Genomic DNA, 26,240 nt, shown 5'->3' on the forward strand with positions numbered 1-26,240 from the left:
TAGACATATGAAAATAAAGAATAATTCCAAAGTTGCCATGGATATTTTTTAATAATTATATAGATATCCAATTTAAAAACGAAGCCACTGAAAAAGTCCTTTTATTATGAATTAGCCATGAAATGTTGCTACTAATATTTCATGGCTTTTATGATATAATTATAGTATTAAATGTAAGTAGGTGTTTTTATTGATTAAGCAACAACAAACTATGATTTTAAGTCCGTATTCAGGTATATATGACATAGTAGTTCCTAAGGATAATTTATTAAGAAAAATAAATGAATTAATTGATTTTTCATTTATTTATGACTAACTTTTGGACAAGTATTGTTTAGATAATGGAAGAAATGCTATCGCTCCGACACGTATGTTTAAATATCTTTTGTTAAAAACTATATTTGATTTATCAGATATAGATATTGTTGAGCGCTCTAAATATGATATGTCATTCAAATATTTTCTTGATATGGCACCTGAAGATGATGTTATTGATGCAAGCTCATTAACAAAGTTCCGTAAGCTTAGACTAAAAGACCTAAATCTTTTAGACATGCTAATAAATAAAACTGTAACAGTTGCATTAGAAAAAGGAATCATAAAATCAAAATCAGTTATTGTTGACGCTACGCATACTAAGGCTCGTTATAATCAAAAATCACCTCGCGAAATATTACAAGAACGTTCTAAAAAGTTAAGAAAATCAGTTTATGAAATAGATGAGACAATGAAAGATATATTTCCAGTAAAAAACACAGTTGATAAATTAGAAGAAGAAATTGTTTATTGCCAAAAATTAATTAAAGCAATAGAAAGCAATGAACTTTTGGCTTCATTTCCAAAGGTTAAAGAAAAATTAAATTTACTGTCTGAAACTTTAGATGATGATATTGAGCGTCTTAATATTTCGTCCGATGCGGATGCTAAAATAGGGCATAAAACAGCAGACTCATCATTTTTTGGATATAAAACACATATAGCAATGAGCGAAGAAAGAATTATTACTGCTGCAGCTATAACAACTGGTGAAAAAAGCGATGGAAAAGAATTAAAGGCACTAATAAATAAAACTATGGACTCAGGTTTTAAAATTGATACTATTATTGGAGATGCTGCATATTCTGAAAAGGGAAATATTGAATTTGCAAATGAGAATGATATACAACTTGTTTCAAATCTTAACACTGCTGTAACGCAGGGACATAGAAGAAAAGAAGATGAGTTTGAATTTAATAAAGATGCTGGAATGTATGTGTGTAAAGCTGGCCACATGGCCTTTCGTAAAGTAAATCAAATTAGAAAAAATAAAAACTTAAATAAAGCTGTTTCATATTATTTTGATATAGATAAATGTAAATATTGCTCTTACAAGGAAGGATGCTATAAAGAGTGCTCAAAAAGCAAAACTTATACCGTAACAATAAAAAGTGATGTACATAAAGCGCAGATGGATTTTGAAAAAAGTGAATACTTTAAAGAAAAATCTAAAGAACGCTATAAAATCGAAGCAAAGAATAGTGAGTTAAAATACAGACATGGGTATGATGTTGCATCATCTTCAGGTCTAGTTGGCATGCAATTGCAAGGTGCCGTCGCAATATTTGCTGTCAATTTGAAAAGAATAATAAAACTAATTGGGGGAAAATAAGCCCCCTAAATAACTAAAATACTCAAAAAATAGTATTAATAAAATCAATTTGAATTTTGTTAATACTATTTTTGAATATTTTAAAAGTTTCTACTAAAAAACGATAGTTTTTCAGTGGCTTCTTTAAAAACGAGGTCACTGAAAAACTAAAAAATATTACTAATTTAGATATATATGTATATTTTTTCAGGTCATTTATATCTAAAAAGTTGTTACAAGGCTATTAGAAGGCCTTCTGACACCTTACTTATTTTGCCAAATGATTTGTACAAAAAATATTGGGACTTTTTCAGTGGCCTCATTTATAGTTTGGATATCTATATATTTTAAATTTCTTGAGCTTTAAGTTTATTTATCAAAGTATTAATAGCATTTGATACTGTATTTGACATTGGACTAAATTTATTATCTATGATATTGATTTTATTTACTATTTTATCTCCTGCATTTGATATTTTTCTAATTACTTCATTAAGTAATTCCACGGAATGCGTTTCCTCTATATCTATAAAATCTCCCCATAATAATAGAGGTAACATTAAAATTTGTAAAATAACATAACTTAAAGCAAATGCCTCTTTGTACTTAAAGTATTTACCATAAGTTAGCATAATTAAAATACTCCCCCCTATCTTTATTAATTTATCATTGTTTTTATCATGACATAAAACAAATTCTATAGCACTTATTATGCCATCTATTGTTAAATTCCTAATATCTTCAGGCAAATCCGAAATAATTGAAGTAGAAAAATCATTTATTATTTTGGAGAATATTCCCCTATTACTCTCTTGCCTTAAATCACCATTATCATCTAAAAGTATATTAGCCTTATGATAAAATAGTGGATTAACTTGAAATTTAGTTTTAATATAATGGATTTCTCCTGCTATCCCATTAAAAAGACAATTTACATAATCATATTTAGAATTTATAGCTACAATCTTATTTTTATTCTTTTCAATATTATCTTTGTATTTATTTATAAATTCATTGGAAAATCCTTGTCCATTGACTGATACACAATTAAGTACTTTAGGAGATAAAATTGTTACATATTGAGCTTTATTACCTCCCTTGGAATGTCCAGTTACAACAATCTTATCGAAATTGAGACTATTAATATAACTCAAAGCATATTTTTGTTCTGTAGTATCATATTCATAAGCCCCTTGACCATTATCATCCCATTCTTTAGACGTTGCTGTTCCTCTAAAAACAACTGTACAATTATCTTGACTATCCACAAAGCACGCAACTCTCATTCCGCTCTTATGATTCACTAAATCTATGATTTTAAGATCTTGCAAATTAGGTTTATTTTGTATCTGTTTTAATATCTTTATCCATTCGTTTTTACACATACTAACCAAACAATTTTTTGTTTTATTTATAATTCTATCAAGTTCACCATCTTCCAAAAGATTATCAATAAGATCTTTTAATTCTTCATTTTCATCAGCATCCCAATCTAAGTATATTAAATTATCTAAAAGTACAAGTTCATCATTGTTTAACCTGCTCATTTTATCCTCTCAAATTTATTTATCTCCTTAATAAAATATTCAACTTGCTTTAAAAAGAGACTATGTTATTTTATTCTTTATAATAACATAGTCTCTTAAGGCACATTTAAATAAATAACAAATTTGACTTGTTATTTATTTTCACGTGCCTAATATAAAATTACGTATTTTATTTTTACATTGATACTTTACTAAATGAATCCTTAACATACCTATCTAAATCCACTAAATTTTCCATATCATATTTTTGTTTTATAGCTTTAAAATACTGCCCAATTACATTCTTTTTTATTATCTTAAAATCTTTATTAGCATAAACATTCGTATCAATATTCCTAGGTCTTGACAAAATCCATGGAGATTCATTTTGCGCCATTTGTTTCAATATTTTTCCACTATAGCAACTATAAAATTTAATTACACTTTCAACTATGTTTTTTTCATAATCATTTAAAACTAATTTTTTCTTATTCATTAATTGTTCATTAACTTCATAAAAACCAAATCTTTCATATCGTTCATGAACACTTTTATAAGCTGGCCCCTCTAGGGAAGCTCTACAATCTTCATTGAATAAAAATTCATCTGTAAACATATAATAGACTGCTTGTACATAATATAAAAGCTTTTGAAGAGAATTTAATGTAATGTCTTCACATCTTTCTAAACAATATTTTATTACACTATCAATTTTTTCTTCTACAATACAATTATCTAAAAATATTTTAACACTCTTCATACTTTTGTAATAATCTATAATCTTTATTCTATCCTTATTGCTCTGTAATATAGTTAAATAATACCTTGGATATTCATATATTTTTTTTAAAAGGTCAGAATGATTATGAGTAGGCATATCGCCGTCTAAATATCTCAAAATTGTAGCTTCTTCCCATCCTAATAATAAATTTAAACATTCTTCACTAATACAATACCTTATTATAATATCATTAATTTGATTTACTTTTATAATATTGTTCTTTTTTCTATATTCTTCATATAATGATTTTAAATTTTCAGAACAGATATGAGAAATAAAAATTTCATTACCGCAATTTTTACAAACAGCTTCGTTGCCCATGTAACTAATTTCTTCGTCTTTTAAAATAGATGTTTTTTTCACTATGTTTAATTTATATTTTTGTTCACATTCACAATATTCACACAATACTAATTCATCCACATTTAGCCCTCCTTTTCTAACTTTTGAGTGCCATGTCTAAAAATATATGTAATCGGCTTATTTCTTTTATGTAAAGATACTATAACTTTGTATTCTTCACATTCATTACGTATTATAGAAAATTTAAGGTATATATCTATTAATTCCTTTTTTCCTTGTATATTATAAAGTTCCCTTTTAGGACAGAATACATAAAGATCATTCTTTAATATGCCATCTTTCATATTTTTAAGTCCATAACAAAAATCCGTATATTCTATATTATATAAAATATCTATACGCTTATTTTCATTTATATTATATTCCTCAATGAACTGAAGATTCTCAATTTTGTTATCATCTAAAGATATTGTATATCGCGCATCGCAAACACAATCTTTAATTATTTTAATTAAGCCTTTAATTTGATCTTCAGTGTAATCTTTTATTAACATTCTATTTTCACCACCTTAATAAGCTATCTTTCAAATAACTCAATAAAAGCGTATCATTTTCAAGTTACGCTGTCAATTCTACATACTTAGAACATATACTTCAATTAACGTTCATATTATAATATAAATGTATCAAATTAAAAAGCCTATCTTGCCCTTTATATATTCGATACTTGATGCAAAATACGCCTTTTAATTGTGCTATGTTATCTTTATATAAAATTATTATTAAAAGCTAACATTTAATAATAAATTATTCTACTTACAGGTTCTAAACCAGTTGTTTTTTGTTGCTTCATATTACACAAAAAATTTCTAAGTGCTAGAGATGGGTCAATAGTATCAAACTTTAATGTATCAAATGTTTCTTTATCAAAAACTACTGATAAAATAGTAATATCATAATTTTCGTTAGTTTCATCATCTTTAACGGTATCAACTGCATGTACAACAACTTTTTCTACTGGTATAAGTGCCATAATATCTCGTGCAATTCTTATTGCTCCACTGCAAGCATATTCTTGTACTAAATCATAATATTTTCTTTTACTCATGCGCTCACCACATGGTTTTCCATTTTTGTATGGACCGTTAATTGGTATTACATTAGAAGATTTTACTCTAAACTCTACTTCTATAGCACTACCATCATTAGTCCCAACTTCAAATTCACTTCCATAACTCAACAATTCATTAAATGAATTCATCTCATCAATGACTTGAAAATACGCATCAATATCCCCTTCTATTACTTTCTTTGATAGCATATTTAAATTTTCCCATTGTAAATAAATTTCTTTATCCATTTTTTTAGCTTCTTGAATCATATTAAATAAACGATTTTTTTTCTTTTTGGCTAAGGATTTAATAATTTTTTCTAAAAATGTTTCTTTGAATTCTTCATATTTGTTAATAGCATTTTGTTCATTTGGTCCTACAGTTGAAAAATCATATGGTGGTTCTGTAGAGTTAATTTTTTGCCATTCAATAATTTCTTGTCCTCTCTTATGTACAGTTACAATTAATTTTAACAATTTATTATACGTATCAACATTCAATTCCTTATTTAACTCTCCAGTTTCTTGTTCATTATTGATAATATTCAGTTTACTTAATTTTTTTCTATTAAAATTGTTATCATTTTTTATTTTAATAGAACTTAGTGCATATTCAAGTCCCATTTCTCCAAAATCTATTCCTACACCTTTAGAACCTAAATTCAACTTTGTATCTTTAGAAATTATAAAGCTCCTTTTCATATGTAATCCCACATCATCACCTCATAATTAAATTTGTATTTGAAATTTCATCAATACTTCAATTTTAAAAATTAATTTAATATCCCAATTATATAAGTTCTAATTAATAAAGCTTTAGTAAGATTACTAATTGAATATTTATAAAAGTAGAAATTCAAGTTTGATGAACAATATTTTTTAGAACTTATATAACATAAATAAAAAATATTAATATTAGACTAATGAATTTAATTTTTAATTAATCCAACTGCAATTCCAATTATATCGAATTCATTTTCATCTAATATAATAGGCTCATATTTATCATTTTCAGGCATTAATGATATCTTATTATCCTTAATCTTATATGTCTTTAAAGTTGCTTCTCCTTCAATATCAACCGCTACTATATCCCCAATACTTGCAAAATTTTGTTTATTTATTAACACATAATCTCCATCATTAATATTCTTATTAATCATTGAATCTCCTTTAATTTTAAGCATAAAAATATTGGAAGATCCCCTTATCCATGATTTTGGCAACAAATAATTATCAGCAAGTAAATCATTTATTAAAATAGGATTTCCTGCTGCAATTTCATTGTATACTGGTATATAGCTTAAATCTTCTATCTTTTTTTCTTCTCCATCTTCTTCTATGTAAATCTCATTATTACTTGAAGAATCCCTTATAAATTCATATGAAACGTTTCTTTTCAAATCAATATACTTAGTAGTATCTAACATGTAAGATTTTTTTGAATCATCTTGTTCCTTTCTATAATTATTTATTTTATTTTCTTTTTTAATAGTATAACAAGTATTTGTATTCAATAAATCACACTTATTATATATTTTCTTTAAAGAATTAGATTTTCCTTTCATATTAAATCCTAAACTCATAAAAGCTTTTTTTCTTGTAAGATAGCCTTTGGGATATTTATTTGCATCCGTATCTATTATAAATGTAATACTAGAATATATTTTGGGGTTATATATAGCTTTCAAAAATTGTAATTGAATTTTTGTTAAAGCTTGACTGTCATCTACTAAAATATGAGTATATTTCTTACAATTCTTTTTATTGGCTTCGTACAATGCTAAAAGTATTACATCTTGTGAATCAACAATATTACTCTCTCTTAATCTATTGTTATATTCCTTAAAAACTTCATATATTGCTTCTTTTTGCTTAGAATTTCTTCTAAGTTTTATAACTTTGCCATTCTCTATATTGTTAATTTTTCCTGACCTTCGTGCAATTTGATACTCTTCACAATTAGTATAATTACAAGATTTAATCCAATTAATTTCTTCTTGAATAAAATTAAAATATTCATTATTTAAAAACTTTAATTTCTTATATTGTTTGCCTACTATCTTTATAGCAGATATAAGTATATTTTCACATTCAATATTAGATGCAATTTCTAATTTTAAATTATGCGATTTTTTATAATCATTAAAATAGCAAATAATTAAACTATCTATTGTTTTAATCTCTAATTTGTAGCTATTATCTTCATCAAAAAAACTACTTTGAATATATTTATCTTGTTCTATATTATCATATATATAAGATACATAATTCAAAGCTTGTTCATTATAAGTAACCATTAAAACTCTATCAGTTTTATCAATACAATAATGCTTAAGCAATCCTGGAATTTTATTAGTTGCCACAGTAGTCTTTCCAGTTCCCTCTGCTCCTTTAATCAATCTATGACCATTTGGTTTACTCTTAATAATTCTTATTTGTTCTGCACTAAATTGCATCTTAATCCCTCTTTACCATTGCTATTTTTATTATATTTTACTCTATTCTTCTGGTATATGTAAAGATTAACTTATAATATGTAATCATAGAATATTATTTTCATTCAATTTTAAAAAGCAAAATTGTTATCTTGTTCTTTATGTTAAATTAATAATATTTGCATCTTAATAAAGATTTAAATATAATTAACATATAATTTATGTCAAAAGGAGACAAGTGTAATGAACTTAAAATCAATGCATCATATTGCTATTATAGTTTCAAATTATGAAGTATCTAAAAATTTTTATGTCAATTTATTAGGTTTTGAAATAATACGTGAAAACTATAGGCAAGAAAGAAATTCTTATAAATTAGATTTAAAATTAGGTGATAGTGAAATAGAACTTTTCTCTATGAATAATCCTCCAGCAAGACCTACACATCCAGAAGCTTGTGGATTAAGACATCTTGCCTTTAAAGTAGACAATATAGATGATGTCATCAGTGAACTAAATGAAAAAGGGATTTTAACAGAACCTGTTAGAATTGATGATTATACTGGAAGAAAGCTTACCTTTTTTAGCGACCCAGATGGACTTCCTTTAGAGTTACACGAATAATTGTAGTAAACCAAAAAACAAATAGACCAAATACCATATTAAATTTTAATATACATTTTCATATTACTATGAAAAAACATTTTAATTTTCTATTTAACTAAGGCACAATCAAGAAAATAATAAACCAGTACGTTTGTTTATTATTTTCTTGATTGTGCCTTATTAACACATTTAAAAAGTATTATTTATTTAATAATAGGGACAGTAGATAGTTTTGTGTAAAAAACAAAACTATCTACTGTTTTTTTACATAATCAGTTGGTAGTTTTGGAATAATATACATAAAGAATAAAGGAGGAATATGTATGTCAAAACCAATTGATGATGACTTTGATTACAAAGCTGAGGTAAAGAAATGTAAGACTATCGATGATGTCATGGGTAAAAATGGTTTAATTCAAAGATTAGTTAAAGATGTGTTAGAAAATATTTTAGAAGGTGAAATGGAAGAACACCTTGGAAGAAATAAATATCAAAGAGCAGAAACTAATGATTCTACAAAAAAGAATTATCGAAATGGATATAGTACCAAAAATCTTAGAAGTTCTTTCGGTGACGTCGATTTAGACGTACCAAGAGATAGGAATGCTGAATTTGAGCCACAAATTATAAAGAAATACGAAACTGTGTGTACAGAATTAGATAAAAAGGTGATTTCTCTTTACGCAAAAGGAATGACCACAAGTGATATTCAAGCAGAAATAGAGGACTTATATGGAATAACAATATCACCTTCTATGGTATCTAGAATTACAGATAAAGTTATGGAAAGTGCTGTTGAGTGGCAAAATAGATCACTAGATAAAGTTTATCCAATAGTGTATTTGGATGCTATGTATTTCAAGGTGCGAAGCAATGGAAAGATTATGAATAAAGCTGTTTATATATGCTTAGGATACAACATGCAAGGATACAAAGAAATTTTAGGAAGTTGGGTAGATGAAGCTGAGGGTGCTAAGTTTTGGTTAAAGATATGCACTGATCTTAAAAATAGAGGCGTACGAGAAATCCTTATAGCATGTATGGACGGATTAAAGGGGTTACCAGAAGCCATTAAAACTGTATTTCCATCAGTTAACATTCAAACATGTATTGTTCACCAAATAAGAAACTCAGTTAAGTATATAGCATCAAAAGATAAGAAAGAATTTATTAAAGATTTAAAATGTGTTTATAAGGCTTCAACTGAGGAACTTGCGCTAGCGCAGCTCGATAATTTAAAGGATAAGTGGGGAGATAAATATGCTATTGTAATAGATTCGTGGTATAACAATTGGAGTCACCTATCAACATTCTTCACTTTCTCTCCTGAAATAAGAAAAATGATATATACAACTAATACGCTTGAAGGATTTAACAGACAAATACGTAAGTATACTAAATCAAGAACTGTATTTCCAACCGATGAATCTTTAAGTAAATGTGTTTATCTAGCTACTATGGAAATTATAGAAAAGTGGACTCAACCAACACCAAATTGGGGTCGTACTTTAGCAGAATTATCAATAGTATTTGAAGAACAATTAAATGATGAATTAGCTTAATAGCTTGTACTTTTTACTAAACTTTATGTATAATATCTGATTTTTCACTAATACTATAAATGGATATAAAACATATTTTTAGCATTTACTAAAAATAAAAAAATATTACTGGACCATAAAATTTCCAGTAATATTTAAATAACAAATATACTAATAACACAAAATTATCTAGAGTCCCTAATAATAAAATATTTATACAAATTATAGTTCATTATATATAAAATTATTTGTCTTTTTAGTCATTATTATTTTTCTTTGGTCTAGCAAAATACATTGTATGAAGTAACTCGTGAGCTTTATGACTTAATGGGTAATCCAGATACTTTTTATAAATAGCTAGAACCTCTGGATTTTCATTTGATCTTCTAGATAATTTTTCTCTATCTATATTATTTAGACCTTCTGCTCTTTTTTCCAAAACTCGCTGCTTATTCTTTCTTATTTTAGGCTGTCCTCCACCTCCAATGCAGCCACCTACACAAGCCATAATTTCAATAGCATGAAAAAATTCTTCTCCATTTCTTATTTTATCTAACATTTTAGCCGCCTCTCTAAGTCCATGTGCAACTCCTATTCTTAATTTTATACTGCCAACATCAAGTTCACAAACTCTAAATCCTTCCCATCCTCTAAGTCCTTGAAATTCAACATTATCAATTTTCTTACCAGTTATATTTTGTATAACGGTTCTAGATACAGCTTCTATAACTCCACCAGTTCTGCCAAAAATAATTCCAGCACCAGTATATTCCCCCATAACTGAATCTATCTCCTCATCTTTAAGATTTTTTAAATCTATACCAGAATTTTTAAATATTTTGATTAGTTCTTTTGTTGTAATTACATAATCAACGTCATAATTCATATTAACTGAAAATTCTGGCCTTGAGGCTTCATATATCTTTGCAATACATGGCATAATTGCAACAGAAGTTACCTTATCTCTTGAAAGTCCATTCTCTTTTGCCCATAATTCTTTCGCTACTATAGCAAGCATCTGCATTGGTGATTTTGCAGAAGAAGGTACATCTAACATATCCGGATAATTTTGTTCTATGAATTTAATCCATGAAGGACAACAAGATGTAAGAATTGGAAGCCTTACATTTTTATCTCCCTTCAAATATTTTTCAAGTCTTTCTTGAAACTCTGCTGCTTCCTCCATTATAGTTAAATCAGCACCCCAAGTAGTATCAAATACATAATCCACTCCTAGCTTTCTAAGACCTGCCGCTAGTTTTTTTTCTACATTATCTCCAGGATCAAACCCAAATGCTTCACCTATTGCAACTCTTATTGCCGGTGCCATTTGAGTAATTACTATTTTATTAGGTGTAGCTAAATCCCTAAGAAATAAAAGTGTATTATCGCCTGCTGTTATAGCATCAACAGGACATGCTGAAATACACGCTCCACAATGAGTACATCTCTTATAATTTATATTATGACGTTTCTTTACTTCTCCATTTATACAATCTACAGGGCATGCTCTTTTACAGTTACTGCATCCAATACACTTTTTTGTAATTGTCAGCTTTATTAGATGATTACATTGTGACGTATAACATTTCTTTTCTTCTATATGTTCTTTAATTTCATCATAAAACTTTTCTATAATCTCTTCCATAATATTATGACTTTGTTTTAATTTAAGCTTTTTAGTTTGTGTAAGATTCCTTAATGAGTAAATTTCTCTCATATTTGATACACCCTTGCTTATTCTATCTAAAATCTTAAGCATTTCAACTAATTCTTCTTCAACAATAATATATTTTTTATAACTACCATCTTTAATTTTTCCAAGTAAGTACTCTATGTAAAATTTTTCATATTGAATAATACAATCTTCTTGAGATAATATTATAATATTTCTGCTGACATTTTTATCAAATAACTCAAAATCTAATTCCTTATTTAAACTTTCTTCGGTCAAAAATCCTCCAAATGGAATTCCTACCTGAGCCGCTTTGAAACCACTATTATTTATAAGTCCACCACAAATATCAATTATCTGTTTTAGTGTAGCTCCCTCAGGTACATCTATTATTCCAGGCTTATTTATTTTCCCGCAAATTGCTATGCTTCTTTTTTGGTTATTAGTTATTTGTTTTAGCTCTTCTTCACTAAAGGTAGAGAACACAGAGCCTAATGAACTTTGTATGAACGATGTATTTTTATTCACCATAATCTAAACTTCCTTTATAATTGCTTCATTAAAATTTATAAAATAATCTCATTAAAATTCTCCTTATTTTACTATATTCATATTCTTCATTTAAAATGTGAGAAATGTATTGCTAAGTTCATTTTTCTATATACAATGCACTTTTTTTACTTTTAGCAATTAAATCAATTATAAAATAATTATATTTAGATAAATTCACAAACTATAAAAAAAATAAACTTGCCATTCCTTATTTTATAAGAAATGACAAGTTTATTAAGTAAAATCACTAAAAAAGTTTAAATTCAAACTTAATTTTTGAATCTATTAGTTATTTTCATGTACCTAAAATTACATAAATAACTTCATTATATCTATTATCAATGCTGAAAGAACTGCTGTTACTGGTATAGTTAATACCCAAGCCCAAACTATGTTTTTAGCTACTCCCCATTTTACTGATTTAAGTCTTTTAGATGCTCCAACACCCATTACAGTTGTTGAAATTATATGAGTTGTGCTAACTGGCGCATGGAATAGTGTTGCCATCAAAATTACTGATGCTGCTCCCGTTTGAGCTGCAAAACCATTTACTGGTGTTAATTTTGCCATTCCACTTCCCATAGTTTTGATAATTTTTTTACCACCTAAAGATGTTCCAAGTGCCATAGCTGAAGCGCAACATATTATAACCCAAGTAGGTACTTTAAATTCATTTGCACTTATAAATCCGCCACTTAGTAAAGCCATAGTTATCATTCCCATAGACTTTTGAGCATCATTTCCACCATGATTTAACGCCATAAATGCTCCTGCTGCAACTTGAAGTTTTAAAAATAACTTATTTACAAAGTGATAGTTAAAAGGTCTTAGAACATAATTTAATATTTTCATTAATATGTATCCTACTGTGAAACCTATAATTGGAGATATAAATAACCACACCACTACACTGTGGAAAAGATTATACCAATTAACTACATTAAATGTATGATTATATGCAATTCCACCACCTACTAATGCTCCTATTAAAGCATGAGAAGAACTGCTTGGAATTCCAAAATACCATGTAATCAAATTCCAAATTATAGAAGAAATTAAAATACCTAATATAACCCATTCAGGTATTGATGAATGACTCACAATATTTTCACCAACAGTTTTAGCAACTGCTGTTCCAGAAAATGCACCTATAAAATTAAATATAGAACATAATATTATAGCAGGCATTGGTCTAAGTGCTCTTGTTGTAATAGAAGTGGCAACTGCTGTAGCTGTATCATGAAATCCATTTATAAAATCAAATATTAATACAAATACTACTATTAATACTGTTATGGTCATAGTACTAAGCATTCTTAATTACAACTCCCTCTACAGTATTTGCAATTTTTTCGCACTTGTCTATAGTATCTTCTAGTATTTGATATATTTCTTTCCACTTTATAACTTCCAAAACATTTTTTTCGTTCTTAAATAATTCTGCTACAGTTTTTCTAAATAAACGATCAGCTTCACTTTCAATTTGATTAATTATTATAATCTTATCTTTTATATAGTCTGCCTTATTATTTACAGAATTAATTCCAACCATTAATTTTAAAATATGTTTAGTACACTCTACTATCATATCAGCTAATTGTTTAGCTTCTTCTGTACTTTCATTGATATCAAACATTAAAAATCTATGCATTGTTGAATTAATTAAATCTAGCACATCATCCATTTTCTTAACTAATGAATAAATATCTTCCCTATCTATTGGAGTGATAAAGGCTTCATTTAACTCTTTAACAACAACTCCTACTAGTCTATCACCTTTATGTTCTAATTCTTCAATCTTAGCAACCTCAACTTCCTTATTAGATAATGAGTTTAAGCTTTGTCTTAAAGTCACTGCAGCTTCAGTTACATTTTGTGCAGATTCCTCAAACATCTTATAAAATTTATCTTCTTTTGGTTTAAAATTAAACATTTGATCACATCTCCCTATGAAATATAAACATTAAATATATTGCCAAACATGACAATCTGAATTAAGTATATTATATTTTTACTAAAATTTAAACTATTTTTAATAAAACTTAACCTAAATTTAATATTGACTCCCTTTAACTCCCAAATATATTATTTTTATAGCTTAATAAAATAATTCAAAAAATATCTAAATACTTTATATTCCTTAGTCATAACCTTTAAAATCCCTTTTATTCGCCTCTCTTGCTTCAATTTTTTTGAATACTAAAAGACACCTACATTTTCCGCAAGTGTCTTTTTATGTATAACATCTTCTTCGACATTAATATTATTTAGTTCAATCTTTTAAACTAATATATTATTCGTCTAGTTCTACAGAATTGAAATAACAAGTTTTACATAACTTAACTCCAAAATACCGTTACTTTTTTTGAATTGTTATCCACATATGTCATGTATCTTATTGAATTCTCAAATTGGCTTCTAGGCATGTATATATATTTAGATGTATCCCATGGATTTATTAATACTACAGTATCATTAAGTACGCATCTTATTGAATACGAGTGACCTCCATCCCCTATAATGCCTTTACTCTCATCTGCATATTTAAAATCACAAGCAGCTGTAATACCTTGTCCTGAATAACAATTCTTAGCCATAGTATTCATCAAATTAGTTTTAGCTTTATTTCCTCTAATTTGTTTTTGATCAAATCCTGTCATTTTTGTGAATACATCACTAGCAAAACATCCATTATATACGTTCATTTCATTTTGAAGAGCTGCTTCTATAACTTTAGCATCAAAATCTCCAGTAATTCTTGCATTTATTGCATCATATCTAGATACTGTTACTTTTCCTGTTCCAAAATTTAATGTGTAGCTTCCATCACTATTTTGCTTTATTAATCGCATAATAAATCCCTTACCATACGTACTGTTGTCAAACGCCTGAATTGCTGAAACAGCTCCACAATCCCCTTCTTCTCCTTGATGAAATACTGTTACTTGTCCATCTAACTGATCTTCAGTTCCTGCAAAAGCAGAAACTGGTGTAAATATAGTACCTACAGACAACGCTAACGATATTCCTAAAGGAATAACTTTCATTTTAATTTTTTTCATTTTTAAATCCCCTTTAACAATTTTACTATTATATGGAAATCACATTATTTCCAATATTAATCATTTAGTTCTTACGATTAGATTTTCTCATACTACTTAATTTAAATAAATATCTTTTCCTCCAAACATACAAAATCATGTACCAAACGCAAATGATGTACATATTTGATTTATTTTCTTCTAAACATTCTTTTTATTCCAAAATATTAACATTTTGTAGTTATAGTAGTAGTATTATTAGTACTAGAATCAGTATTTGTTGTATTACTTGTAATAGTTGCTGTATTAGTATCACCTACTTTCTCTGCTTTTTCATTTGCACGAATAAATGAATATTTCCCTCTATGTCTTTGCAAATTCAATAAAATCATCAATTTTTTATTAATTTTAGGCATAATAATAACCCCTAAAATATTGAAATAAGATCAATATATTAGAGGTTTTATATATAATATTTATTAGCGTAAAACTTTAATTTTAGTACTACTTTAAATTATTATTAAGCGTTAAAATTGATAATAAATTTCTTCAAAGCATATCATAATATATCTTTAAGAACTTCTTTCTTAAACTTATCAATTCCAATTCTATCTATAAAAAAGCCTAACTTTTCTCCAGCTTCTGCTTCATTCTTATAATATGTAAAAATGTTATCTACTAGATTTAATGCTTGTTCTTCAGTTATACCTTCAACAATAATATCTGCCATTCTTGGATTATATCCTCCTGATCCACCAACGCTTACAACAAATCCAGTTTTATCAGCTATAACCCCAACATCTTTACTATATACGCTTCCACACGCATTTCTACATCCTGCTACTCCTATTTTTGTCCTGCAAGGCATTTCCATCCATTGATACTTTTTCGAAAGTCTCATACCTATTCCAATTGTATTGTGCTTTGACCTTTTGCAATATCCTGCTGGACACATTTCAACATTTTTTACTGAATTTTGTGTTTTAACTGCTGGGTCCATACCAAGATCATTCCAAATATTAGCCAAATCTTCTTCTTTAAGATTTGTTATTAAAATTCGTTGACCTGATGTTATTTTTAAAACTCCATTATATTTTTTTGTTACGTCAACAATTTTTTGCATTGTATCAGCAGTGATAAATCCTCCCGGAATATGGGGAGTTATTCCATAGGTTCTTTTTCCATCTCTGATTTTTTGAAGATTTCCAGAGCTCATATATTACTTCCTCCTATTAACTACAGCCTAATTTTTATATAAGTTTAATTTTACAAATAATATTATAAGTTTTTAGATAAGGCACATGGAAATAAACAACAAATCCAAAGTTGCCATACATATTTTTCATAAGGCAAGGAGACAAAGTGCCATCATAGGGGACCTATTATGGTATTTTGCCGATGAGCAGAGAACCCAAATCTATGATTTGGTGTGAATCGCTTACTCAGTGAGCGAATGCGAGTCGAGCTTCCTCTGATGAAAAATAGGCTGACAAATGGACTTGTTATTTATTTGATTGTGCCTAATATAAAACTATTCTCGTTTAAACTACTATATTTCTTATTTTATATAACCTAGAATTATATATTAATTTATTACTTTATTATAGACTAAATTTCATTTTAATATCAATAAATAAAAATCCTTCTAAAATAAATAAGACAAGTATTTGAAAAACAAACTATTTAAATTGCACCTATATTATTACCTCCGTCGTTTAAAATCTTTTAATATAAAGCTTACCCTTTATATTAAAAAATTTAGCACAACTTAATGTATTAATAATATTTAGTGCAATTTTAATAATTTATAGATTCAAACATTTGTCATTTATACATTTAAAATTTTATATACAATTATTTGTTTAAAGCTAATAATAATTCATCAACATTCAATCCATGAACTGCTGCTGCATCTTCAATACTCTCTGCTTGAGCTGATGGACATCCAATGCAACCCATTCCAAAATTCATTAAAATTTGTGGTGCATCCTCTTTAATTTGTATTACTTGAGCTATTGTCATTTCCTTAGTTATCATTACTTTTTCCTCCTAATTTTATAATTTATATATTAATAACATGATCTTTATTTATCATTGATCCTATATACATTATATACAAATGATTAATCACAGTATGTATCAAATGTTACAATCATAATTATATTGTTTTTGATTATGCCTTAACATCAAATCTTGGATAATTATTAATCTCTAATCTTAGCTCCACAATAAGGACAATATTTAAAGTTTGATTCTACTGTTTTACCACAACTGCTACATACATTCGAATTATAGAACTCATTATTATATATTCCTGTATCCACATCTTGTAAATCCCAATAAGTTATTTCTACATTTTCACCACTTTCAATTGCTTTTCCCTTATCCTTCGAAATATTATATATAGCTTTACATTGATCACATACTACATAATATTTTTCATTCCATTTAAATACTGGAATAAAAAATATATGAAAAAAATCAAAGTTTTTTATTAACTTTGCGCTTGTTGATTTATTGCATTTCTTACAAGCTAAATTTTTTAAGGTCATTATTTCTTTATTCTTATTTTCTATCCCGAATATTCCTATTAAAAACATATCATCGTATCCTTTATTTTAATTTTATTAATAAATGCTACACATTACTTAGTTATTGATTTCTATATAATAAAATTATATCACAACTTTCTTCAGTATTTTATATATAAATACTGCTTTTAAGACTAAAAAGGATTGTAAAAATAATCTTTATTATTATTTTTAGCAATCCTTTAAATTAAAATATTCACATTTATTTTAGATTAATAAATCTTTAATATTAGAGTTTATAATTACTCATCTTTTTGAACAAAAGAATACATCATACTTTATGCTTTTTCTAATATAACAGATTTTAGTGTGTGATTGGTCCTTTTTTCTAATGTGTTAAGAACGTATTACGCGAAGCGTAGTTTATTAACGTGTTAAGAACGTATTGTGCTTCGCACAGTTTATTAATGTGGAATGAATGTATTGCGCGAAGCGCAGTTTATTAATGTGCGTATCTTTTTAAAATTTCAATTATTATGTTAGTACAAATATCCATACCTTCAACTGTAATATGCTCAAATTCACCATGGAAAGCATATCCGCCAGTTCCTAAGTTTGGACATGGAAGCCCCATATAACTTAATGTTGCTCCATCTGTACCGCCCCTGATTGGTTCTACAACAGGTGTTACATCTAGAGATTTCATAGCTTCTAAAGCATTATCTATTAAATGCATACATGGTTTAATGTTCTCAACCATATTTTTATATTGTTCTTTTATATTTACTCTTACAGTACCTTCACCATATTTTTCATTTAAAAGTTTTTCAGCTAATAATATTGTTGATTTTTTATTTTCAAATTTGGCTGAATCGTGATCCCTTAAGATATAGTTCATAGTTGCATGTTCTGTGCTTCCTGTAAGTCTTTCTAAATAATAGAATCCTTCATAACCTTCAGTAAACTCTGGTTTTTCACATGATGGTAGCATTTCATTGAATTCTATTGCTACATTTGTTGCATTTATCATAGTATTTTTAGCGGAACCAGGATGAACTGATACACCATGAATATTTACTTCAGCTGCTGATGCATTGAAGTTTTCATATGAAATCTCACCTTCAACACTACCATCAATTGTGTATGCAAAATCTGCTCCAAAGTTTTTCACATCAAATAAATGTGCTCCAAGACCTACTTCTTCATCCGGTGTAAATGCAACACATATTTTTCCATGAGGAATATTTTCATTAATTATTGTTTCACAAGCTGTTAGTATTTCTGAAATACCAGCTTTATCATCAGCTCCAAGTAATGATGTTCCATCTGTTGTAATTAATGTTCTTCCCTTTAAATTTCTTAAATGTGGAAATTTTTTCACTGAAAGAATCTCATTATTTCCTTTTAATACTACATCTTCACCATCATAATTTTCTATAATTTGTGGCTTTACATTTTGACCATTAGCAGCGGGTGCAGTATCAATATGTGCAATAAGACCAATACTTGGCTTTTCCTCATATCCTTCAGTTGCTGGAATAACTCCGTAAACATAGCAGTGTTCATCACATCTAACTTCCTGTATTCCAATTTCCTTCATTTCATCAACAAGAATATTTGCTAAATCAAATTGTCTTTTTGTTGTTGGATGAGAGTTTGATGATTCATCTGATGTTGTATGCACTTTAACATATTTTAATAAACGTTCATAGGCTTTCATTGTTATTCTCTCCTTTTTATATAATTTTCAAATTAAATTTAGTCATATTAATTTTAGTTTCTATAATTATTTACATAAATCAATGATTGCTTGAGTGAAAATTTTAGCACTAAGCACTAATTCATCTACTACTGCAAATTCATCATCACCATGCATATTATTATCTGTTCCTGGCATTGAGCAGCCAAACGCTACACCATTTTTAAGATGATGCACATATGTTCCACCACCAATTGCTAAGCATTCTCCCTTTTGTCCACTATATTTTTCATAACAATCTAGAAGTGTACGTACAAAATCTGAATCTGCACTTACATAATGTGCTGGATTTAAATCTTCATTGCTTAAAACAATATTTACCTTTGCCATGTTGTCCTTTAAAACATCTCTTAGATTTTCATTAGTTGCACATATTGGAGCTCTAGAATCAAAGGTTCCACTTAAACTACAAACATCATATTCAAAAATAGTAAAAGCCATACTTAAGTCACCTGAAATTTTATCATTCATTTTAACACCACAAGCTTCACCTTTATGGTCATTGTGTGGAAATAATTTTTGTACAGCACATAATCTTTCAAAGCCTTCACTTTTAGCTACTGGTAAAGTAACAAGTAATTCTAGCATTGCAGTTAATGCATTATCACCATTTTCAGGGGTAGATGCATGAGCTCCATTACCTTTTGCATCAATAATAAGTTTATTGTTTTCTTCATTAACAGTAAACTTTACTTTTGTCATATTAGAAGCTTTTTCTATATAATCATTTATTTCATTTTTACTAAATCCTTCAATTATTGCTCTTGCTTTATCTGGAACAACATTTGCTTTCATTCCACTCTTCATCGATAAAATTCTTGGAAGACTAACATCTTCACTAAACTTACTTTCAAAAGTACTGCTTAAACGACCTTTTTCTATATTTATGACTGGATATTCTGCATCTGGTGAAAATGTCATAGGAGCTTCTTTTTCTATTTTATAATAATACTCAATGTCTCCGCTTCCACATTCTTCATCTGTTCCTAAAATAAGACGAACATTTTTACTAATTGGTATATTTAAATCTCTTACAGCTTTTAATGCATATAAAGCCACAATAGCTGGTCCTTTATCATCACTACTTCCTCTACCATACAACTTTTCATCTTTGATAATTGGTTCAAATGGCTTTGTAACTTTCCAATCATCACTAACCGGAACTACATCTAAATGAGCTAATATATCTAGAGCTTTTTCATTATCATTTAAATCTATAGCTCCTACATAATTATCATAGTTTTTTGTTTTAAATCCCATATTTGATGCTAATTCTAATGCTGCATTTAAAGCTTTTGCAGGACCTTCTCCAAAAGGCATTCCTTCCTTTGCTTCACCTCTATCACTTCTTATTCTTATCATGCTACATATATCATTTAACATTTCATCTTTGTGAATAGCAAAATATTCTTCAATTTGTTTTTTATACATTTTAATTCCCACTTTCTTGAATTTTTAATAATTAATTATATTATTTATGCGTAAATTCTAAGTTTTACCTATTTATAAATTTATTCTACCTTAATATTTCAAATTCCTCTATTTTCAGAATACATTTATAGAATTATTATTGATTTTTTTAATTTTTCAACTAAAATAATATAATTTATAATTTCATATTAGTTTAATAACTTTGATATAAAATTATTAGTTGTAACTAAATTTTATTATAATTTATTATTTAAATAGTTTATAAATAAAATAATAGACAATTATCCTTGCCTATTATTTTACTTATAAACTTTAATTTTATTTTTTTAATTGAAGAAATACTCCGCCACCACTAAGAACTAAAGTATTATCATCTACAATAAGGAAATCGCAAGTGTTTTCCCCTTTACTACTAGATACATTAACTTCAGTAACTGAATTACCTTGTATTCCCAAATCTTTGAATGTGATTTTCCATTCTTCTTCAAATTTAGCTTTTGAGATAACATTTTTCTTATATATCGGATTTTCAATAGTTTGTTTTAGTGTGTCTATACTTTCACCAAAAGCTGTTGCTTTTTCCTTAGAAAATATTAATTTTTGTCCAATAATTGATTTTATATCATTACTACTATAGGTAGTAATTTGCTTACTTGTTGTTAAATCCTTTGATATTATCCAAGTTCCATAAAATTTCTCTGCAGATTTTTCTTCACTTGAATTTTTTGTATTATCATTATTTTTATCCTTAGATATGATATCTTCACTTTTAGTTTTATCATTGTCATTTTTCTTTGTGCTCTCATCTTTAGTTGTTTCATTTTCCTGCGCTTTGTTATTACTAGTTTCAGTTTGATTATCAGCATTTTCTTTAGTATTTGCATCCTTTGCTTCACATCCTAATAACATAAAACTAAACACACATATCAACAATGCTGATATTATTCTCTTCTTTTTCATGTAAATACCTCCTATCTGTATAAATTTTAACAGTAAATTTATACAAAGTAAAATGAAACATAATTTCAATAACATCTTTTAAATATAAATCAATGCAAATATCTTATTTCTTTTCCCAATTTATCACATATTATTATTTTTTATCCATAAATTTGAAATTAACTCATTTTATTGTTAATATATAATATGTAAAAGGGGGTGAAAATAATTGAGTATTAAAAAGAAACTTATTATTTCGTTTTTTTGTTTAATAAGTGTGTTAAGCTTATTCCCAAAAATTACGGTACAAGCTGATACTACTGGATGGAAAAATGATAATGGTTCATACTACTACTACAAATCAGATAATACTAAGGCATTAGGTTGGCTTGAAATAAACAACAACTGGTACTATTTTAAGGATGACGGAAAAATGGCCACTGGATGGATTAATGACAATGGTTTAAAATATTATTTTAAGGATTCTGGCTCTATGGTCAAAGGTTGGTTTCAATTAAATAATCAGTGGTATTATTTTAATGACTCTGGCTCTATGGCTACTGGCTTTATTGATGATAATGGTTCAATCTACTATTTCAATGAATCCGGTACTATGACTAAAGGATGGATTAATTATAACGGTAAAAAATATTATTTTAAAGATTCTGGAATCATGGCACTTGGTTGGCTTAAAATAGATGATAATTGGTATTATTTTAAGGATTCAGGTGCTATGGCAACAGGGATTGTAAATGATGGTTCAAATTTATATTATTTCAATGAGTCAGGAAATATGATGTCTGGAAACGGTTGGACTCAAATTTCAGAAAAATATTATTACATAGGAGCAAACGGCATTGTTAAAACTGGATGGTTTAAAGATAACTCAAAATGTTATTATTTTAATGATGATGGTACTATGGCCAAAGGATGGATTAATCCAGATAAAAATTGGTACTATATGCAGGATGATGGTTCAATGAAATCATCAACTTTCTTCAATGATAAAAATAATTGGTACTATTTAGATGAAAATGGTGTAATGAAAAAATCCGATTGGGCACAAGTTAATAGTAAGTATTATTACTTTCTGGATAATGGAGTTATGGCTAAAGGATGGAATAACATTAATGGTTTATCTTATTATTTTAACGACGATGGTTCTATGTATTGTAATGGCTGGCTGCAATATGATAGTAAATGGTTTTACCTTGCAGACAATGGTGTTATGAAGCATTCAATGTGGATATCTGTTGATGATAAATGGTATTACTTAAATGAAGATGGTACCATGGCAACTAATACTTCTATCGATGGTTGGATAATAGATGAAAGTGGCGTTGGTACTAAAAACCACCAAATTTCAGATAAAGGTATAAAGTTTATAGCCGACTATGAAGCTTATTACCCTACGGCCTACCGTGGACAAGATTCTCAAAATGAAACAATAGGATATGGACATGTTATTCAGGATGGTGAAACATTTACAAATTTAACGCAGGCTGAAGCCAAATCATTATTGAAAAGCGACCTTAATATCTATGTTAGTGGAGTTAACGATTTAACTCATGAACTTAACTTAACTAGTAATCAGTTTGATGCTCTTGTTAGTTTTTCTTATAACTGTGGTATACATGCTTTCACTCAATCTAAATTGTTAAAAGACATTAAAACAGGTGCTTCTTTAGACACTATAAAAGATGACTTTTGTCTTTATATACATGTAACTGATGCAAGTGGTCAACAAATTGAATCGTTAGGTCTATGGCGAAGAAGAATGGATGAATATGATATATATTCAAAAGGTGATTACACAAGAGATTACAGAAATCGGTAATCCAATATGATCCCTATTAACAAAGATTACATTTTGGATAATTGATAAGGATCAATATAATTAGTATTGTATTAATATATTATATTGATGCAATACTAATTTTTAATATATAATGTATTCTTTTTTGACATTATTTTAATCTTACAGAATGCTTATAATATGAAAATATATAAAACTAAATACATTTTTTTTACTTTGAATAAGTATGAAGGGGGTAATACCAATGAATCAAAGTATTATTTTTTTTGATATTGATGGAACATTAATAACTGAAGAAACTTACATAATCCCAAATAGCACCATAGAAGCAATAAAAAAAGTTCAAGCAAATGGACACTTAGCATTTATCAATACTGGTAGACCAATTTCTGAAATTGATGACTGCATTAAAGAACTTAACTTTGATGGATATGTTTGCGGATGCGGTACATATATTAATCTTGAAGATAAAGAATTATTTTATAAAAGTATTGGACCAAGCTTAAGTAAAAAGCTTGCTTTCAAATTAAGACATTATAATATTGATGCTATATTAGAAGGTAAAAATGGTATCTATTATGATCATGATGACAATATTGCCTCTAAAGAAGTAATTAGAATTAAAAAACGTCACATTAAAGTAGGTTTTTACAAAGGCAAAACATTTGATGATGAGAATATTGATTTTGATAAATTAGTTATATGGACTAATGAAACTAGTAATTTTGATGCTTTTTATGAAGAATTTAAAAGCTCTTTTGATTTCATACACAGAGGTGAAGGTTTCTATGAACTTGTTCCTTTAGGATTTTCAAAGGCTTCTGGAATAGAATTTTTGATTAACCATTTGAATATTCCTTTTGAAAACACTTATGCTATTGGTGACAGCACAAATGATTTACCAATGCTACAATATGTAAAAAATAGCATAGCCATGGGTAATAGCCATCCTAAATTATTTGATTTAGTATCATATGTTACAAAAGATATTGAAGATGATGGTATTGCACATGCCTTAAAACATTATGGTCTAATATAATATAGTATATAAGGATATATATTCAAAACATAAGTATTATTTATAAAGGGTTCCGCAATGAGAATTTAGTATATCACAAACAGAGAAATTAGATACATGTTTGTGTCATAAGAATATGAAACAAATATGTATCTAATTTCGGTTGGAATTCACATGAAATCTATTCTCATGGCAGAACCCTATATATTGTATAATTTTCAAAAACTTTATATGATTATTCCAAATTTATTGGAACTGAACTTCATATCCTGAAATTAAAAGTTTTACTACACCATTATAACTTTTAATCCCATCTTGTTGGCCACCGGCTTTTAGTAACACATCATATACATTATCATATAAATTTGATAATCCTCCCCTATATTGCTCCCAGTATAATACATCATTTTTCATTTCAGCTTTAACATTGTTAGAAAGCTCATTATTTATATTTTTAACTGCTTCTAAATTAAAATTATATAAATCATTCATACAATAAGAATACGCCATTAAATATCCGCTATATTGATATTCATAATTTGTAGAATTGCTACATGCTAAAAAGCTTATGTAATTCGCCTCATCTTCATTATTAAATCCTCTAATATGACTTAATTCATGACAAATTGTACTTGGAATATTACTTCTTGGCATGTCATTATTATAATTTGCTTCCATTGTAAAAGTTGTTTCTCCCTGTAACAATTGATAAGACATTAATTTTGAAAATATATATGGTTTTGGATTTGGATAAAATCCTTGCAAACACGGATATATTTCAGCTAAATTATTCATATTTCTTATTCCATCGACCCTTACATCATTATTCAACTTTAGAAATCCATTTTCATCTTTATGTATTTTCCCGTCTAAATCATTGAGCTTGTCTTTAAGATAACTGCAAAGCTCAATTAATTTTTCTTCTGAATTATCATTAACTTTTAGTCCCGTTATTGTAACAAAGCTAGATCTAAATGAATTTATACTTTGAGCTATAACATTTAAAAATATAAACAATGATAAATAAATTAATAAATTTGCAGAAGAACATAATATAATCTTCTTAATCGATATTTTTTTAGTTAACCATAAAAAAATATATAATATTGATTTAATAAAAACATATAATATAAATCCATATAATATTAACTCATATATTGAAAAAGAAAATAAAGAAAATCCTCTTGAAACTGTATTAACTAACATTATATAAATATATTTGTAATAGAAATTTGCAAAATTATCTGTGTATCGCGACAATACAAATAAAATAGCACTAAATATAAAAAGCAGCCCACTTACTTTTAACTTAATTTTTGAAGACAATTTTCTTTTTCCTTTCTCATGTAAAATTTTATTATATACTTAAAACTTCTTATTTTTAACCATCTTAGAAAAATTAGCTATATTATTCTCATTTATTAATATTCTTATAGTTAAATTATTTATATAACCTTTTACATTATCAAAATAAACTAATTTCATCTTCCTATTATATCACAAATTTAATTTTTAAAACCCAATCATTGATTTCCAACTTTAATC

21 protein-coding genes and 1 pseudogene are annotated in these 26,240 nt (G+C 27.3%); 5 read left to right on the plus strand and 17 right to left on the minus strand.

Going from position 1 to position 26,240, the window contains the following annotated elements:
• Positions 1-190 precede the first annotated feature (190 nt).
• A pseudogene (locus CLSA_RS11445) lies at positions 191-1,648 on the plus strand (IS1182 family transposase).
• Positions 1,649-1,974: 326 nt separating this feature from the next.
• On the opposite strand, the gene CLSA_RS11450 reads toward CLSA_RS11445, so the two are convergent.
• The 5 genes from CLSA_RS11450 to lexA all read right to left on the minus strand — a co-directional run bounded on the left by CLSA_RS11450 (position 1,975) and on the right by lexA (position 7,807).
• Entirely contained in the window at positions 1,975-3,174 is a 1,200-nt protein-coding gene (locus CLSA_RS11450; RefSeq protein WP_022746494.1) for an Mbeg1-like protein, read from the minus strand.
• Between the two features lie 175 nt (positions 3,175-3,349).
• On the minus strand, positions 3,350-4,357 hold the full coding sequence (locus CLSA_RS11455) for a type II toxin-antitoxin system antitoxin SocA domain-containing protein (protein WP_022746495.1): 1,008 nt from the start codon (positions 4,355-4,357) through the stop codon (positions 3,350-3,352).
• A 2-nt stretch (positions 4,358-4,359) separates the two neighbouring features.
• Positions 4,360-4,791 carry a hypothetical protein gene (locus tag CLSA_RS11460; protein ID WP_022746496.1) on the minus strand — a complete coding sequence of 144 codons (432 nt, stop codon included), beginning with the start codon at positions 4,789-4,791 and terminating at the stop codon, positions 4,360-4,362.
• A gap of 242 nt (positions 4,792-5,033) precedes the next feature.
• Positions 5,034-6,050, minus strand: coding sequence for a hypothetical protein (locus tag CLSA_RS11465; protein WP_022746497.1), 1,017 nt, complete (start codon positions 6,048-6,050; stop codon positions 5,034-5,036).
• A 227-nt stretch (positions 6,051-6,277) separates the two neighbouring features.
• On the minus strand, positions 6,278-7,807 hold the full coding sequence (lexA, locus tag CLSA_RS11470; RefSeq protein WP_022746498.1) for a transcriptional repressor LexA: 1,530 nt from the start codon (positions 7,805-7,807) through the stop codon (positions 6,278-6,280).
• Positions 7,808-8,029: 222 nt separating this feature from the next.
• Here lexA and gloA2 point away from each other — a divergent pair, with 222 nt between their 5' ends.
• Positions 8,030-8,410, plus strand: a complete 381-nt coding sequence (gloA2, locus tag CLSA_RS11475) for an SMU1112c/YaeR family gloxylase I-like metalloprotein (protein ID WP_022746499.1) — start codon at positions 8,030-8,032, stop codon at positions 8,408-8,410.
• 305 nt (positions 8,411-8,715) lie between these two features.
• Positions 8,716-9,954, plus strand: a complete 1,239-nt coding sequence (locus tag CLSA_RS11480; RefSeq protein ID WP_022743471.1) for an IS256 family transposase — start codon at positions 8,716-8,718, stop codon at positions 9,952-9,954.
• A 235-nt stretch (positions 9,955-10,189) separates the two neighbouring features.
• Here CLSA_RS11480 and CLSA_RS11485 read toward each other — a convergent pair whose 3' ends face one another.
• The 11 genes from CLSA_RS11485 to CLSA_RS11535 form a co-directional block, all read right to left on the minus strand.
• Positions 10,190-12,139 (minus strand): [FeFe] hydrogenase, group A, encoded by a 1,950-nt coding sequence (locus tag CLSA_RS11485; RefSeq protein ID WP_022746500.1) that lies wholly within the window; start codon positions 12,137-12,139, stop codon positions 10,190-10,192.
• Between the two features lie 330 nt (positions 12,140-12,469).
• Positions 12,470-13,474, minus strand: coding sequence for an inorganic phosphate transporter (locus CLSA_RS11490; RefSeq protein ID WP_022746501.1), 1,005 nt, complete (start codon positions 13,472-13,474; stop codon positions 12,470-12,472).
• Positions 13,467-14,093, minus strand: a complete 627-nt coding sequence (locus CLSA_RS11495) for a DUF47 domain-containing protein (RefSeq protein WP_022746502.1) — start codon at positions 14,091-14,093, stop codon at positions 13,467-13,469. Before CLSA_RS11495 ends, CLSA_RS11490 begins: the two co-directional genes overlap by 8 nt.
• Positions 14,094-14,499: 406 nt before the next feature.
• Positions 14,500-15,222, minus strand: a complete 723-nt coding sequence (locus CLSA_RS11500) for a hypothetical protein (protein WP_022746503.1) — start codon at positions 15,220-15,222, stop codon at positions 14,500-14,502.
• 206 nt (positions 15,223-15,428) lie between these two features.
• Entirely contained in the window at positions 15,429-15,617 is a 189-nt protein-coding gene (locus CLSA_RS11505; protein WP_022746504.1) for a hypothetical protein, read from the minus strand.
• Positions 15,618-15,760: 143 nt separating this feature from the next.
• Positions 15,761-16,417, minus strand: a complete 657-nt coding sequence (locus tag CLSA_RS11510) for a nitrite/sulfite reductase domain-containing protein (protein WP_022746505.1) — start codon at positions 16,415-16,417, stop codon at positions 15,761-15,763.
• Positions 16,418-17,055: 638 nt separating this feature from the next.
• Positions 17,056-17,238, minus strand: coding sequence for a DUF1858 domain-containing protein (locus CLSA_RS11515; RefSeq protein WP_022746506.1), 183 nt, complete (start codon positions 17,236-17,238; stop codon positions 17,056-17,058).
• 167 nt (positions 17,239-17,405) lie between these two features.
• Positions 17,406-17,801, minus strand: a complete 396-nt coding sequence (locus tag CLSA_RS11520; RefSeq protein ID WP_022746507.1) for a zinc ribbon domain-containing protein — start codon at positions 17,799-17,801, stop codon at positions 17,406-17,408.
• A 433-nt stretch (positions 17,802-18,234) separates the two neighbouring features.
• Positions 18,235-19,452, minus strand: coding sequence for a peptidase T (pepT, locus tag CLSA_RS11525; RefSeq protein WP_022746508.1), 1,218 nt, complete (start codon positions 19,450-19,452; stop codon positions 18,235-18,237).
• A 66-nt stretch (positions 19,453-19,518) separates the two neighbouring features.
• Positions 19,519-20,922, minus strand: coding sequence for a dipeptidase PepV (pepV, locus tag CLSA_RS11530; RefSeq protein ID WP_022746509.1), 1,404 nt, complete (start codon positions 20,920-20,922; stop codon positions 19,519-19,521).
• A 318-nt stretch (positions 20,923-21,240) separates the two neighbouring features.
• Positions 21,241-21,882 (minus strand): hypothetical protein, encoded by a 642-nt coding sequence (locus CLSA_RS11535; RefSeq protein WP_022746510.1) that lies wholly within the window; start codon positions 21,880-21,882, stop codon positions 21,241-21,243.
• A 208-nt stretch (positions 21,883-22,090) separates the two neighbouring features.
• On the opposite strand from CLSA_RS11535, the gene CLSA_RS22095 reads away from it, so the two are divergent.
• Positions 22,091-23,698: a glycoside hydrolase family protein gene (locus tag CLSA_RS22095; protein ID WP_022746511.1), complete on the plus strand. Its 1,608-nt coding sequence runs from the start codon at positions 22,091-22,093 to the stop codon at positions 23,696-23,698.
• Positions 23,699-23,921: 223 nt separating this feature from the next.
• Positions 23,922-24,716 carry a Cof-type HAD-IIB family hydrolase gene (locus CLSA_RS11545; protein WP_022746512.1) on the plus strand — a complete coding sequence of 265 codons (795 nt, stop codon included), beginning with the start codon at positions 23,922-23,924 and terminating at the stop codon, positions 24,714-24,716.
• Between the two features lie 225 nt (positions 24,717-24,941).
• On the opposite strand, the gene CLSA_RS11550 is transcribed toward CLSA_RS11545, so the two are convergent.
• Positions 24,942-26,021: a DUF3810 domain-containing protein gene (locus tag CLSA_RS11550; RefSeq protein WP_207713766.1), complete on the minus strand. Its 1,080-nt coding sequence runs from the start codon at positions 26,019-26,021 to the stop codon at positions 24,942-24,944.
• Positions 26,022-26,240: the final 219 nt, after the last annotated feature.

Origin of the sequence: Clostridium saccharobutylicum DSM 13864 (assembly GCF_000473995.1) — a bacterium.
Taxonomy (GTDB): Bacteria; Bacillota; Clostridia; order Clostridiales; family Clostridiaceae; genus Clostridium; species Clostridium saccharobutylicum.

Bases quoted from the DNA above. Each gene is read 5' to 3' on its own strand.
- CLSA_RS11460 (WP_022746496.1), bottom strand. From the start codon at position 4,791: ATGTTAATAAAAGATTACACTGAAGATCAAATTAAAGGCTTAATTAAA.
- CLSA_RS11535 (WP_022746510.1), bottom strand. From the start codon at position 21,882: ATGAAAAAGAAGAGAATAATATCAGCATTGTTGATATGTGTGTTTAGT.
- CLSA_RS11505 (WP_022746504.1), bottom strand. From the start codon at position 15,617: ATGCCTAAAATTAATAAAAAATTGATGATTTTATTGAATTTGCAAAGA.
- CLSA_RS11545 (WP_022746512.1), top strand. From the start codon at position 23,922: ATGAATCAAAGTATTATTTTTTTTGATATTGATGGAACATTAATAACT.
- pepV (WP_022746509.1), bottom strand. From the start codon at position 20,922: ATGTATAAAAAACAAATTGAAGAATATTTTGCTATTCACAAAGATGAA.
- CLSA_RS11510 (WP_022746505.1), bottom strand. From the start codon at position 16,417: ATGAGCTCTGGAAATCTTCAAAAAATCAGAGATGGAAAAAGAACCTAT.
- CLSA_RS11465 (WP_022746497.1), bottom strand. From the start codon at position 6,050: ATGAAAAGGAGCTTTATAATTTCTAAAGATACAAAGTTGAATTTAGGT.
- CLSA_RS11500 (WP_022746503.1), bottom strand. From the start codon at position 15,222: ATGAAAAAAATTAAAATGAAAGTTATTCCTTTAGGAATATCGTTAGCG.
- pepT (WP_022746508.1), bottom strand. From the start codon at position 19,452: ATGAAAGCCTATGAACGTTTATTAAAATATGTTAAAGTGCATACAACA.
- lexA (WP_022746498.1), bottom strand. From the start codon at position 7,807: ATGCAATTTAGTGCAGAACAAATAAGAATTATTAAGAGTAAACCAAAT.
- CLSA_RS11520 (WP_022746507.1), bottom strand. From the start codon at position 17,801: ATGTTTTTAATAGGAATATTCGGGATAGAAAATAAGAATAAAGAAATA.
- CLSA_RS11490 (WP_022746501.1), bottom strand. From the start codon at position 13,474: ATGCTTAGTACTATGACCATAACAGTATTAATAGTAGTATTTGTATTA.
- CLSA_RS11515 (WP_022746506.1), bottom strand. From the start codon at position 17,238: ATGATAACTAAGGAAATGACAATAGCTCAAGTAATACAAATTAAAGAG.
- CLSA_RS11480 (WP_022743471.1), top strand. From the start codon at position 8,716: ATGTCAAAACCAATTGATGATGACTTTGATTACAAAGCTGAGGTAAAG.
- CLSA_RS11485 (WP_022746500.1), bottom strand. From the start codon at position 12,139: ATGGTGAATAAAAATACATCGTTCATACAAAGTTCATTAGGCTCTGTG.
- CLSA_RS11495 (WP_022746502.1), bottom strand. From the start codon at position 14,093: ATGTTTAATTTTAAACCAAAAGAAGATAAATTTTATAAGATGTTTGAG.
- CLSA_RS11450 (WP_022746494.1), bottom strand. From the start codon at position 3,174: ATGAGCAGGTTAAACAATGATGAACTTGTACTTTTAGATAATTTAATA.
- gloA2 (WP_022746499.1), top strand. From the start codon at position 8,030: ATGAACTTAAAATCAATGCATCATATTGCTATTATAGTTTCAAATTAT.